The following is a 13296-nucleotide window of genomic DNA, read 5'->3' as shown; positions in this document are numbered from 1 at the left end:
ACCTAATTAATTTTAAATTATTTTCTTGTAAGTATATTTATTAACCTTTCGTTACCTACTTGCTTTGCAAAATCCAAAGGAGACCTTCCAGCTTTATTTTTGTTTAAAATATCTGGATTGTAATTCATAACTAACTCCACCATTTTATAATTCTTTCCTTTACAATTAAACACAGCAACCCACAATGCGTTATTTCCATATTTGTCTTTTATGTTCACGTCTATACCTCTTTGTAATAGCTTTTCTGCAACTTCTAAATCTTGATTCACACATATAAGATGTAACGCAGTCTGCCCATCAGTATTTTTCATATTTATATCAATACCTTTTTTAATAAGAAAGGAAGAAATATCAAAATTATTTCCTGATATAGCATAATGTAATAAGCCTGAACCATCATCGCTTTTTCTATTTATTAACTCAATATCAAATTTTTCTTTAAATGATTTCAAGTCTCCAAACTTTGCTAAAGTAAAAAGATCTGCCTTTTCAGTTGGCATTCTACCATCTCCTAATCTTTTTATTCGTATTTATGACTTCTATTTGCAGAAGGACTTTCAGGTCTATAATTTTTAGGGTCCCTGTACCACTTCAAAAACTCTTCTTTTGTTAATTCACCTTCAATATATTTTTTATGCCACTTACTATATTTATTTTCAGGCGTATGCCCCATATCCCATTGACCAGCTCTAGTTTTACTTTTATTCCAAAACAATTCTTCACCAGTGTTTGGATCATACACTTTTCCATCTATGTCCTGTGCATCTCCCCAAACCTTTTCAACTTGTCCTTTTCCGTACTTTGGTCTATTTTGGGGGTTTGAATACGGCTTATTAACTCTTTTCGCTGTATGTTTACCTTTGTTCGCAAATTTAAATGCACCTTCGCCAGCTTTAATCAGCTTTAAAGCCTTTCCTGCTGGAATAATCGAAGCTCCAGAAATTACTCTATCAACTGTAGAAGCCTCTGGATCCATTACCGTTTTAACATCATCTAAAATGAGAAAGTCAGCAGTTTCCTTTACTGCCGTTGCACCAAATTCTCCTGCTTTTACAAATGTATCTTTTACACCATCGGCAGCCTTTTCTAACCAGCTTTTTTCCGGCTCCTTTGGCTTATGTCGATTAGCTGGAATCGTACGAACCAGTTCATAATTTATACCTGTTTCTGATTCAAACTCCCGCACTTTCCTGCCATCAGCTAAGGTGTAATAAATTCCTTGTCTTACTCCCTTGTAATCCGAAACCTTTACTTTTGAAACAACAAGATGCTCGATTGTTGAAAACTCACTTGCAGTTAAACTATCTCCCGTTGCTGCTAAGACGGCATGCATAGCACGATAACTGTAATCCATCGTTTTCAGTCCAAAATGCTTCTGCAAATAGTTAATCGGAATCGTTGCTAGTGGGATAAACTTCGAAAATAGACGTTTGCCAAGCTCCCCCATGATTACTTCTAAGTCTATGGCATTCTTTCCAGCCTTTTTCATGAGACCTTGCATAAGCTGCTTATGAATTTTTTGATCAGCTATCTTTCTTGCCTTGTACGTTGCAATATTTATCTGACCGCTGTTTCCTAACTCTCTAATTCGACTTACATAGTTTTTCATTGTATGAAGATCTTGCTCCACAGGCTCTAGCTTAGCTGTATTGTGCTGATCAAATAAATACAGCTTTTCAATGGTCTTGTGTGTCATTTTCTTTGCATGTTGTACTTTATCCAGGAACTCTCCATCATTTATATCCCGAATATGAATAATATCTCTAACCGATTGAAGAATAGCATTTGCTTCATCGGTTAGCATCATTGCCACATGTTCTGCCCGTTTAAGTCCTCGTTGAACACCGTCGGCAAGAAAATCTTCTCGAATAACTCCATTCCTGTCCGGTTCCAGTTCATCAATGGACTGTTTTATTTCACGTAACGTATTCGAATAATTATCAATGAACCCTTCTAAGAACAACAGAAACGGCATGTGTACCTCTTTGTAAAATGTTCGAATAGAATTGGCTGTTTTCCCTTTAAAAGCTTCTTCTAAAGCTATAATTCCTTCTATGCTTTTCTGGATGTTTTTGATTTGTGTATGTATCTGTTCTAGTTGCGCTAATGTTTTGTCGATGAAGCTATGACATTCCCCTACATAAAGCGCCTTAATGGATATCTCCCCCCATCTTAGTTGAAATTCAATTGTCCCTGTTAGTTCATTATACTAAAAGCGCCAAATTTATTGAATTGTTTATGGAGGAAATAAAAAATGCCACCTCCCCGTAACTCATTTCGATTATGGTCATGAGGAGGTGGTTTGTTGCGACAAAAAAGCCTTCATAGGTTATAGTAGTACAAGATTATCCTCTCTTTTTCTTTAAAATATAGAAATATTATCCATAAATAAAACATTTTTCATTTAGTTGTTTACAACGTAAACAACTTATGCTATAATATAAATATAGAAAGGAGGGAAAGAAATGGAGGATGTAAGAAATATAGTCCTCATCATTGCTGGAATAATCGGTAGTATCAAGGCGCTACTTGATATTTATGACAGATTAACCAAAAGCAATGACAAGGACTAACAGCAAGAGAGGTGAAAGCCCCTCCCTATAAATATTATACCACATTCTCCATATGCTTATGAATAGAATAAATAGTACTGACTTATTGGCGTTTGTTTTAATGGCGATACTGCTTTTAGAGATTGACTTTAACAACATGACTACATTAAGCTGGATTGGATTAGTAGTAAGTGTATTATGGTTTATACTCTTTATTATTAAAATGATATTACCAGCAAAAGAAAAGAAGTGAATGTGATGACAGATTTACCAAAACTATACTCTAAAGCTGACCTTGCACGTCGTTGGAACGTCACTAGACAAGTAGTTAAAAATTGGGAGTTAAGACATAATGATTTTCCAAAGCCCGTTATGTGGGTACATGATAACTCTCTCCCTCTTTACTTAGAGGAAGATATAAAAAAATATGAAGCAAAAAGAGGGTTGTCAAAGGAGTGAATCCAATTGAAGTTCGGTATACGTAAGCCTAGCCTTAAAAAGCGTATAGCTGCTAGGACAAGCATAAAAAGGCAGGTTGTCCATCGTGCGGGTTTAAAAATGCCTAAAGGATATGGATGGGTACGTAATCCTAAAAAAGCAGCATATAATAAGGTATATAATAAAACAACATTTGATGTGTTTAAACTGATTAAGAAGTTGTTTAAGTGATACAGAGGCTGGGACAAAACTAAAACAGCTGATTAAAAAACGAACAATAAATCGTCCTTGTGTATACGCAAGTTTTTAGCGTAGTCAAAATATGTAGACTCCTGCGGGAATAGCTCGAGCTGAAGATCCCGCAGGAAAGCGATCTTTGCTTTCCGAGGAAGCTGAGGCCGTGCCCGCGGAAAGCGAAATATTTTGACGTAGCGATGATAGGAATTTTTTTAACACAAACAAACCAAACAATTATAAATGAATTGTTCGTTTTTTGCTATTTAGTATTTGTTTATGTCCCAGCCCCCTTTTCTTTTTTAAAAAAAGAAGCTTCCTCAAAAGTTTGATCAACTTATGAGAAGCCTCCATTAATTATCCTCAATGCTAACAAAATGTTAATATCACACTCTCATCTTACTTAAAACCCACTTTTTGAGGTGGCATAAATTTACATCATGCCACCCATTAATAAAAAGATGTAACATGTTGTATGGATTAGTTAAAAGAAAAGACTGGCTCAAAAATGAATTATTTTTCAACTTATGTGCCAAACTTTTTAACATTCTTTAAGTTAGTTACTGCCATATTTTATATACTAATTATTATCACTTTCATAGTCTATATAAATTAAGGTTTCATTATCTGGACCAAATTTAACGTGAGGGACTTTATTTAATTCAAATAAATCATAAAACTTGTCGTGATTCCATGAAAGGCTACTTTTAAAAGAAAAATCAACTTTTTGATCAGTTACAACAAATGGTAATTCCATCCCCCTCTCGTAAAATTCATATAAGTATTTTATTGACATTTTTTCTATACAACCTACTACATATTTCTTTTTATTATTAATAAGGTAGTTAATATCAGTTTTATAAAATTCATCCAGCTCTTTCTTAAAATCGCTGTGAACTTCTGACATCATAAAGTAAATAATTTGATTATTAGGAAAAATGGTAGTTATAATCTCATTCAACTTTTCATTTGAAACATCATCTTCCAATTCATAAATATATTTATTCATAACAACCCAACTCCCTATTTCATTTTTGGCTTTCTCGGATAAATGTTATAATGTGTTTTTAAATTAGGAGCCTTATGATAATGCAAAACTGGTTTTGTAGTTCTTTTTCCCTTCACACTATACTTATGATAATCTAAAGCGAAGATGGTCTTTTGTTTTTTCTTAGACTTTTTATCTATTATACCAATATACCTACCACTTTTTGGTTTAGAGTAGAACTTATACCGTTTTAAATTTTTCATCGCTTTAGTGACATGAGGCTTAGCCACTTTCCACGCTTTTCCCATGACTTTTTTCCCAACCTTGGAAGCTAAAACTCTAACAGGTCCAGCAATTAATGGCACCCACTGACCAGCAACCTCGCCCTCATGAATATATACTTCTTGAGAGTCAAGAACTAACCTTTCTTCAAGTTGTCGAAACACTGGATCATTTACTAAAAATGAAAATTCTTCTTCGAAATTTTCCATATTAACTGTGGAAAAATCCACACCTGTTTCCTTACTCAGTTCTTCTATATAATTTTGGTCAATTTCCACAAGATTGTCTGAATACAAATTATTAGGTGAAGCATGTGTAATTGAAGTACTAAATACTAAGTAACTAAGCATAAAAATAGATATTAAAGTTATAAAACCTTTTTTCATAATTATATATCTCCCACTTACTTTTTTATAAAAATTTCTGTTTCCATTTTTCTAACCTTGTTTATTAAGGGTAGCCTATTCATTTGACGAAAAAACTGCTCCTTTATCTCATGTCTATCAAAATAGTTATAATGTTCTAAATATAGCGCTAAGAAACCAGCCATATAGGCTGAAGCCATAGATGTTCCGCTAGCAAGTAAAGTTTCTCCTTCTAGCGACAAACTCTTCACCCTTTGTCCAGGTAACAGTATATCTAAACCTTGTCCTAGAGTGGTTCCACTCCAAATTTCTCCATTAGCAGATAACGCTCCAACTCCAATTACATCCTTATATTTGGCTGGATATAAAACTTCTACTTCAATATTTAACCCATAATTACCTATAGAAGAAACAACCAAAATATTACTCTCATTTGCCTTAGAAATTACATTTCTCAGCTCTTTAGAGTTTTCAGATGTTCCCAATGGCAATAATATAATATCTGTATTCTTGTCTATCAACCATTCAACTCCATTAGCTATATCCTTAATCTTTCCGTTTAAGTTTTTATCTAATGCCTTTACAACATATAGATCCGCACTAGGAGCGACTCCATATTTTTCATCTTTTAAAATCCCGGAAATATGAGTTCCGTGACAGTGATGATCAGTAAAGTCTTTGTTATTATCAATTAAGTTAATTCCATCAGTTGCAAAGCCTTTATTAGAAATCCCTGTATCTATTAAACCAATTTTAATTCCTTGTCCGTTTATATTATAGTTTTTTCTAATATCCATAATATTCAAATACTCAAATGCCCAATTTTCCCTGTCGGTTTCTCCATTTACTTCTTTTTTGTTCTTACTATTAGAAGTAATAAAATAGATGAATATAAGTATTAATACTATTATTATAATTAAAGAAAATACATATTTTTTTATACAACCCCTCCTCTCTATTCTTCAATATCAACTTAAAGAATTATGCATCTCCTATCTATAATAAAAACAATATCAAACCAAATTATAGTATTACCAATATTTTCAACAATAAATTGTACTTAAAGATTTATAGAGGTTCTAGCTTAACTCAACTTATAGGAGTTTTTGAAATCGCTATTAAATTATCTAATTTGCATTTAACCTTACTTTTTTACCTATTAAGTTTGCGATTAAAACCCTAAGAAAAAATCCATATGCAGCAACAAGAAAATACTACAAACATTATTCAAAAGTAATTACGCTTAGCGATGAAGATTGGAAAACAATACAAAATTCGAGACAACAAATGAAAGAACGGTAACTACAAGAACGATGAAAGCAAACATTTTCTCACCCTTTCTTTTTTAGAAAAAATTTAAAAAGGACACCGAACGACAGCTGCAATAGCTGTCATTCAGTGTCCTCCAGTTATCTGGTAGAACTAAGTTTCAAAAACTTCTCTGTTTCTCTCATTTTTTGTTGAAGGTCTTTATTTGTTTTTTTTAAGAGAAGGTAATACACCTTAAAGACCATTACATCTCCATTCTCATTTTCGTTAAAATTTAAATCATGTAGAAGTTCTTCGCTTAATGTTTCAATTAGATTGCTCATAGTTTGGAAAAAAGTACTAAAGAACAGAGAGAAAGTTAAAAACTACGGTATTTATAATTTATTGTTACAGTAATTTAATTGGAAAACCTTCCCTGTATTTAAATTTCTGTTAGGAAAAACAATCATCTATAAAAATTTAAAAAGACTTTCTTTACTGCCTTCTTTCCTTTCGGTAATATTCATGAAAGACCTTCATTAATGCTCGTTTTTCAATACGAGATACATAGCTTCTTGAGATGTTTAACTTCTTAGCTATCTCACGCTGAGTTAATTCTTTTTGATCGTTTAATCCGTAACGATAAATAATTACTTCACGCTCGCGATTATCTAAAATTCCAAAGTAATCCTCTAATTTTTCTATTTCCATATTTAATTGAATAAATTCAATAATATTTTGGTTTTCTGCTTCTAAAATATCGATTAGGCTGATTTCATTACCCTCTTTATCTTGACCAATTGGATCATGTAAAGATACATCTTTTTTCACTTTTTTTAATGCTCGTAAATGCATTAATATTTCATTCCCTATAACAAGAAGGCAAGGCGGGAAGAGCTCTCTGGTTATGCCCCGTAACTTTATTGTATAGATGGTTAACATGTTCGGTTCATTATGTTCATTTTATCATGAATTAGTAACAAAGGCAGAGGAAATAAAAAAGTTATATAAGGTTAGCAGGAGATGTGGTCTTTGTCTTGATTACAAAATTAAATAGGAAATATTCAATTTATTTTTTGTGCAAACAGTCGATCAGCAGTTATGTATATTTTTCTTTCATCTCTTCTAAAGAAAATTTATTCAGAAAAGGTGTACAAGTTTTTAATGTGATCTAATTATAAAGTGAAACTTCTATCAGTAGGTGTTTTCCTCATATCTCCTACTGATAGAGGTAGAACACACTTAGACTTCTTCGTATCGCCTACAACTCTTGAAATGGGAGTCTTACGGACCTTATATCCAGGATAAATTTTATAGTTCCCATTTCAATTTTCTCCTTAAACGACCGACCTGCTAAAGCGGTGGATTTGGACATGAATGTCGACGACTAAAGTCGTTGTTAAGACTCAAGTCATCTGAAATCCCATGCTAAAGCACGTTAAACGTTGACTGAACTCAATCTTCTATTTGGAATATATCGTTCTTTTCTTCATTAAACTGATTCGTTATATAGTTTCTTATCGTTCTCTTCATCCACTTTGCCTACCGTTGCGTAGAAATATCCTCTTGCCCACAAATGCTGTCCCCAGTATTGATGTAAATAAGATTCCTGTTGGGTAAAAAATGCGTGTGAAATAAAAAACAGTCCCGTCCTTAGTTGGATGGGGTACAGAATGTCAATAATTTCGGGAAACTCAATAAATTAAAAAGACATTATAGTTAGCCTGCTATATTAATATCTCGCATAATTCTCTATCTTTAAGAACTAAATCATAAGGAGATTTTATATCAGACCAATGTAAGGTTTTTTTAGTCCAATCACCTCGTTCTTCGGTACCGTTTAGACAAGTGCAGAATTCTAGTATTCCACTTCCATGTAATGCAGTATGGAGATATTCATATAATAAGTGTAAGCATTTTTCCTCGAAAGAGTTTCCTATTTCATGATTTTTAATAGGTAAAAAATTATTATAAACAGCTACTTGATATTTAAATGGTAGTATTGGTACATATTTAAATCTTTTTTTTGTTTTAGAGTCGTAATTATCTTCAAATATTAGTTCTATTGCATCTAGCTCATTACTAAAGAAATTAGGCTGTTTTTCGGATACAGGTTGAGAACCAAAATTACCTTTAGGAAGCTTATGCGGTGATGATATGTAATAGTATTGAGTCAAAGTTGCATCTCCTTTCTACTCTTCTTCCTTTTCTAACTCTAAACCATTTATATTCTGTTTTACCGATTCTTTTTATGTCTAAAAGGTAGTTTGCTGTACATTTTTTTGCTTAGTTGTGATAAGGTCTTTTTTTGAAAGTCTAATTGCTTCATCAGTTAAATCCAAATATATGTTAGACTCCTGAAGATTAACTAAAATGGTTTTGATCATTCCTAAAGACAGCTATTACTAATGGAATAACAATAAAATTAATAGTAATTTTTCTTAGGTCGTTATTCATGTTGTTCACCTACATGAAGGAACTTTTGTTCTCATTGTATGCAAGTAGATTATGTTTATCAACAGTTACTTTTTACAAAAAAAGCTCTTTTATCAAACTAGAAAGCTAAGCTATTCAAACAGTTTAAAGATATAAATGTGGTTTTGTTATAAACCTTATTATATGTCCATCCATATCCTTAGGAAATTTTAAAACCCACACGATGGATCACCTGTCTTTTTATGCTTGTCCCTAGCAGCTACACGCTTTTTAAGGCTAGGCTTTCGCATGCTGAACTTCAATTTTTGTTTCACTACTTTAATGATCCTCACGTTCCTTTAATAATTGTCTAAATTCTTGTATATCTTCGAGTGTAGCCAAGTTGCGAATGAAGTTCCTTGCTTTTGATCTATCGCTAAGATATTTAGCCCGATCCTTGTTATTCTTCTGCCAACGCTTATTTGCTTCTGTTTGATTGTTCATCTCCTAACCTCTCCTTTTCCGTCTGTAATTTCTTTTTTAGTATTGAGCAAGAACAGGTTCCATACACCTAATACCGCTAAAATAGATAGCATAATAATGAGTAAAACTATTTTTTGCCTCAGCTTTTCATTTTCTAACCATGACTTTTGAACTGACAACCAAGGTTTGTAAGTAGTAAGAATTGAAATGGCTGAGGCTCTACTTTTTTTAAGTATTCCACTTGTTCATCTCTTTTTTATACTTCTATTATACTTCGCATAGTATTAAGAGCCGAACTATTTCGATGATTTTTATAACTTATTTTATAGAATTTTTACATGAACCTGTATATTTATTTGATGAATGAACAATTTGCCTAACTTTAATCGACATGAAGTTTAAAAGTATTGTGTATTTCTATGAATAACTCAGGATAATGAAGTCTTGTTTGCTATAATTATTATGGCCTTGAGCTGCTTCAAGAGCTGTAATCAAGGAGGGGTGATACTATAGATAAAGACATAACACAATTGAAACACTAGTATATCTAACGAAATGGTTGAGTGTAAATGCAAAGATTCCATATTCACTCTATTTGGATGGAAGGGGATTTATTGAAACGATACAATAATAAAAAATGAAATTGCAAGCAAATACGTCGCAGCTACAACGAACGCAACTCTATAAGATGATACTATCGTATGAATCGTTTAAACGAATACACTTTTTGTCATGGAAAACTGAATTGAAAACTAAAAATTCAATAAGGGGACAGATTTTGATGTCAAAGAGAACTTTAAGTAAAATATTATTACTCACCATAACGTTTATTATTATTGTAAACGGTCATTTTATAAATTCGTCAAATGCACAAGCTCAATCGGAATATACCGTTAATTTTAGCGGTGTATCCGCCCCGATCCCGGTAAATGTCCGGACTGCGCCGTCAGATACTGCGCGTATCGTTGACCAGATATATCCAGATACGCGTGTACAATTTTCTGGCTGGACAACGGGCAGCTCGTTTCATGACTACTGGACAAATACACTTGATAATAGATGGTTTTTTTATGAGAGAAATGGTGTGAAGTATTATGTTTCATCAGCTTTTATTAATGGAAACCCACCTGAGACAGGAGTAAATAAGCCATCTGACTCGTATATTGTTAATTTTAGTGGTGTATCCGCCCCGATCCTGGTAAATGTCCGGACTGCGCCGTCAGATACTGCGCGTATCGTTGACCAGATATATCCAAATACGCGTGTACAATTTTCTGGCTGGACGACAGGCAGCTCGTTTCATGACTACTGGACAAACGCACCTGATAACAGATGGTTTTTTTATGAGAGAAATGGTGTAAAGTATTATGTTTCATCAGCTTTTATTAATGGAAACCCACCTGATGCCAATCAACCAACTCAACCAAATCGAGCGTTAGTTTCGTATAATGTAAGAATTACCACGGATATTCCAGCTTTTATACAGGCTTATGAAAATGCTATACGAAACTGGAATAATACCGGTGTTGTTTGGTTGTCACAATCACAAAATGCCCCTATAACTTTAGGTGAAGGTTATGCCAGAGGTTATGATGGATATGGATGGTGGCAATCCTATGGTTCAAATGTTACAGGCGGTACAGTCATTCAATGGAATAGAGTAAACCAGAGAAGCGCTTCTTATTTAGAAGCTCTAGCTACTCATGAAATTGGACATGTATTAAAACTGAACCACAGGTCGGATTATTCTATAATGAATAACTATTGGTTAACCAGAATTACAAAGCCAACCGAAAACGACATTAATGACCTTAGAAGAATTTATAGTCGATAACTATTGTTTAGCAATTATTTGGATCTGTTTCTTATTTTAATATAACACTGCCGCATTCAATGGTGTTCAGGTAATATACATAACAAGAAGGCAGGGCATGAAGAGCCTTCTTGTTATGCCCACAACTTTAATGTATAGATGGTTAACAAATTCTGTTCCTTGTGTTCATTTTTATCATAAATGAGTAACTAAAGCAGACCAAATAAAAAAGTCATTTAAGATCAGCGGGAGATAGTCCTATCTTCTAATTATTTTATAAATTTACTAGGAAAATGTATATTATATTTTTTCGAAATCAGTTTTATTTAGGACTTTAAAATTCTGTTCACTCAATCCTCTTATGTGCCACAGAAACGGGAAATAAGTCCTTAGTGAACCCGTCGGTATAATCTAAAGCCTGAACATGGTAAGCCGTTGGTGTACTGAGTAAAAATCCGCAAATATGGGGATGTGCTGTCGTTATTCTTCTTGATGCAAAAGTGTTGTCAAAAGAGAACGAAAAACTTAAGACGTTACTCAGTGAAAAGGATCTTGAAATAGCCATTTTACGAAACCTTCTTAAAAATTAATGAGAAAAAAGTTATCGATTATGCAAGGAGTTGAGTATTTTACGCCCACAACGCCAAAAGAAAATCTCACATCCCGAAAACTAGCACAAAACCGTATCATTAACGGTTCTAATCAATTGTGGGAGGCAAATATTAAGTACGGGTTCCTGCATCATAATCAGCATCTGTAGAATAATTGATATCTCTTAGTCTTCAATAATTTCCTTACTAACCTTATCTACAACCGTACTTTCAAGCTGAGATGATTAACCTTTTAACTTTTCAAGAAGCTTATGCTTTTTAGCAATATTAATATTTTTACCACCAACACTCTATCCAGAACTCCCTTTAATTCTTCCTTTAGTAAACAAGTATGCTTCTTTTGAGGTTGTTGTTTTTCTTAAAATTGCTCCTTCTGAAAAAATTATATATATATCCATTGAAGTTTAAGTATCCAAATCAACTATTTACTGTTTTAGTTTGAATTCGTTTTTTGAAAAATTGTGTGGAAAAAATTAAAATAACTAAAAGCACAAATTTAATAATAGGAGAAAAGTCTATATAAAACAAAACAAGCATTCCAATAACAAAATATATAAAAAATAAAATGCTTAAATACATTACTTTTTGTTTTTTATTTTTACATCCCGCTGTAATTTCATCTACTCCCCGCTCCTTTGATTTTTTGTATAAACTTATATTCCTTTATCCTTCAATACCTTTTTAGTGTACAGCTTTATTGTGTAATATTTTTGGTAATAGCGTGCGTACCTAAAACAAAAAAGCTCGATATAATATGTTCAGAATTCCCCAAATACTTTATATTAATCCTATCATAGTTAATTAAATAAAAATATAGAAGGATTATTTTGAAAACCACAATGAAAAAGATGTTCTTAATTCTGATTTGATAGTTTTAAATGCATGAACTACTTATCTCAGTTTACTGTTTAAACAGCGTGTTATCTTGTCACCTTAAAGATATCTGCTAAATGAAAAAGCGGCCACCGAAATAGTCTCTTATCACATGATTCAGCCTTAATATAAAAATATGTATATTAGATAAACAGAGTTGATGGGGGTTATTCATCGCATTCCTTATTTATCATTTTTGCGTCATAAAACTTCATTTTTTCCTTAGCTGACACTAATTCTACGCTATCTTCCAAATAACTTGGTATCTTCACCTTAATAAAACGATACTTATGACGGTTATATTCCGGATTATCTTAATACAATAATACTGCTCTTTTACACTCAACTTCATGACTAGCAGGTAATCCTATCACTCAAAACCAAACTCCTACATAATTTATTTATAATTACTAAAAGGGGAGAAATCAATTGAAGAAATTATTTTTCGTTCTTGTAGCAGTATTTCTATTATTAATCATAATGACAGAAGTTAAGATTAAAACGGAAGCGGAACTAGGAGCTGATTAATAAATTGGCATCCATGTGAATTTATTTACATAGATCATCCACTTTATGAACATATGTTTTATTTATATGAACATCTTAAAAGCGCCAACTCTTATCTAAAGCGTTAGCGCTTCTCATTAATTGTTTTTTTAATTCGCCGTTGTTTATAAGTAAACCAAAAACCTACCGCTAACGCAAGTAGTGTTAACCCTAACAACCACTTCCCATCATCAGAAGGTCGAATATACGTATAAATCATCGCACCTAAAAATAAATAGCTCGCTAAAATTAGTAATGCCCCTACAAATCGTTGATAGTCTATATATTTTTCTTCCAATTGCTTCTGTTTTTCATCTATCACGTAAAATTACCTCCTTCACTTTAATAATGTATCATAGATTAGAAGAAAGTTTAGGAGGTAATTATTGGATAATTCTACAAACACGCATCTGAATATTTGTTTATTTCGTTAATATCTATTATTATG

Annotated in this window: 12 protein-coding genes and 1 pseudogene; 3 read left to right on the top strand and 10 right to left on the bottom strand. The window is 32.6% G+C overall.

Annotation, left to right across the window (positions count from 1 at the left end; all coding sequences use genetic code 11):
• Nucleotides 1–17: 17 nt before the first annotated feature.
• Both KQI21_RS02955 and KQI21_RS16485 read right to left on the bottom strand, forming a co-directional pair.
• Nucleotides 18–500: an ankyrin repeat domain-containing protein gene (locus KQI21_RS02955; protein WP_216482543.1), complete on the bottom strand. Its 483-nt coding sequence runs from the start codon at nt 498–500 to the stop codon at nt 18–20.
• 20 nt (nt 501–520) lie between these two features.
• Nucleotides 521–2155, bottom strand: coding sequence for a T7SS effector LXG polymorphic toxin (locus KQI21_RS16485; protein WP_309245494.1), 1635 nt, complete (start codon nt 2153–2155; stop codon nt 521–523).
• Between the two features lie 655 nt (nt 2156–2810).
• Here KQI21_RS16485 and KQI21_RS02940 point away from each other — a divergent pair.
• Both KQI21_RS02940 and KQI21_RS02935 read left to right on the top strand, forming a co-directional pair.
• On the top strand, nt 2811–3011 hold the full coding sequence (locus tag KQI21_RS02940; RefSeq protein ID WP_216482542.1) for a hypothetical protein: 201 nt from the start codon (nt 2811–2813) through the stop codon (nt 3009–3011).
• Between the two features lie 6 nt (nt 3012–3017).
• Nucleotides 3018–3221 carry a hypothetical protein gene (locus KQI21_RS02935; RefSeq protein WP_216482541.1) on the top strand — a complete coding sequence of 68 codons (204 nt, stop codon included), beginning with the start codon at nt 3018–3020 and terminating at the stop codon, nt 3219–3221.
• A 583-nt stretch (nt 3222–3804) separates the two neighbouring features.
• Here KQI21_RS02935 and KQI21_RS02930 read toward each other — a convergent pair.
• The 7 genes and pseudogenes from KQI21_RS02930 to KQI21_RS02900 form a co-directional block, all read right to left on the bottom strand.
• Entirely contained in the window at nt 3805–4233 is a 429-nt protein-coding gene (locus KQI21_RS02930; protein WP_216482540.1) for a hypothetical protein, read from the bottom strand.
• Between the two features lie 14 nt (nt 4234–4247).
• On the bottom strand, nt 4248–4880 hold the full coding sequence (locus KQI21_RS02925; protein WP_216482539.1) for a hypothetical protein: 633 nt from the start codon (nt 4878–4880) through the stop codon (nt 4248–4250).
• Nucleotides 4881–4897: 17 nt separating this feature from the next.
• A complete protein-coding gene (locus tag KQI21_RS02920) occupies nt 4898–5656 on the bottom strand; it encodes a S8 family serine peptidase (RefSeq protein ID WP_253291280.1) in 759 nt (252 codons plus the stop codon).
• A 946-nt stretch (nt 5657–6602) separates the two neighbouring features.
• Nucleotides 6603–6980: pseudogene (locus KQI21_RS02915) on the bottom strand (sigma-70 family RNA polymerase sigma factor); the annotation flags it as partial.
• Between the two features lie 619 nt (nt 6981–7599).
• Nucleotides 7600–7743: a transposase gene (locus tag KQI21_RS16660; RefSeq protein WP_373687622.1), complete on the bottom strand. Its 144-nt coding sequence runs from the start codon at nt 7741–7743 to the stop codon at nt 7600–7602.
• Nucleotides 7744–7834: 91 nt separating this feature from the next.
• Complete coding sequence (locus KQI21_RS02905) at nt 7835–8284, bottom strand: hypothetical protein (protein ID WP_216482536.1); 450 nt, start codon at nt 8282–8284, stop codon at nt 7835–7837.
• 577 nt (nt 8285–8861) lie between these two features.
• Nucleotides 8862–9026 (bottom strand): hypothetical protein, encoded by a 165-nt coding sequence (locus KQI21_RS02900; protein WP_216482535.1) that lies wholly within the window; start codon nt 9024–9026, stop codon nt 8862–8864.
• 760 nt (nt 9027–9786) lie between these two features.
• Between KQI21_RS02900 and KQI21_RS02895 the strand changes: the two genes are divergently transcribed.
• Nucleotides 9787–10839: a matrixin family metalloprotease gene (locus KQI21_RS02895; RefSeq protein ID WP_216482534.1), complete on the top strand. Its 1053-nt coding sequence runs from the start codon at nt 9787–9789 to the stop codon at nt 10837–10839.
• Between the two features lie 2094 nt (nt 10840–12933).
• Here the strand turns inward: KQI21_RS02895 and KQI21_RS02890 are convergent.
• Entirely contained in the window at nt 12934–13170 is a 237-nt protein-coding gene (locus tag KQI21_RS02890; RefSeq protein ID WP_216482532.1) for a YrhC family protein, read from the bottom strand.
• Nucleotides 13171–13296 lie beyond the last annotated feature (126 nt).

The sequence above is a fragment of the Virgibacillus proomii genome (genome assembly GCF_018916875.1).
Taxonomy (GTDB): Bacteria; Bacillota; Bacilli; order Bacillales; family Amphibacillaceae; genus Virgibacillus; species Virgibacillus proomii_B.
The sequence above is the reverse complement of the archived record's forward strand: the minus strand, read 5'-3'. Positions and strand labels throughout refer to the sequence as shown.

Excerpts from the sequence above, each read along its gene's own strand:
- KQI21_RS02955 (WP_216482543.1), bottom strand. The coding sequence starts at position 500 with ATGCCAACTGAAAAGGCAGATCTTTTTACTTTAGCAAAGTTTGGAGAC.
- KQI21_RS02940 (WP_216482542.1), top strand. The coding sequence starts at position 2,811 with ATGACAGATTTACCAAAACTATACTCTAAAGCTGACCTTGCACGTCGT.
- KQI21_RS02930 (WP_216482540.1), bottom strand. The coding sequence starts at position 4,233 with ATGAATAAATATATTTATGAATTGGAAGATGATGTTTCAAATGAAAAG.
- KQI21_RS02925 (WP_216482539.1), bottom strand. The coding sequence starts at position 4,880 with ATGAAAAAAGGTTTTATAACTTTAATATCTATTTTTATGCTTAGTTAC.
- KQI21_RS02920 (WP_253291280.1), bottom strand. The coding sequence starts at position 5,656 with ATGGATATTAGAAAAAACTATAATATAAACGGACAAGGAATTAAAATT.
- KQI21_RS02900 (WP_216482535.1), bottom strand. The coding sequence starts at position 9,026 with ATGAACAATCAAACAGAAGCAAATAAGCGTTGGCAGAAGAATAACAAG.
- KQI21_RS02895 (WP_216482534.1), top strand. The coding sequence starts at position 9,787 with ATGTCAAAGAGAACTTTAAGTAAAATATTATTACTCACCATAACGTTT.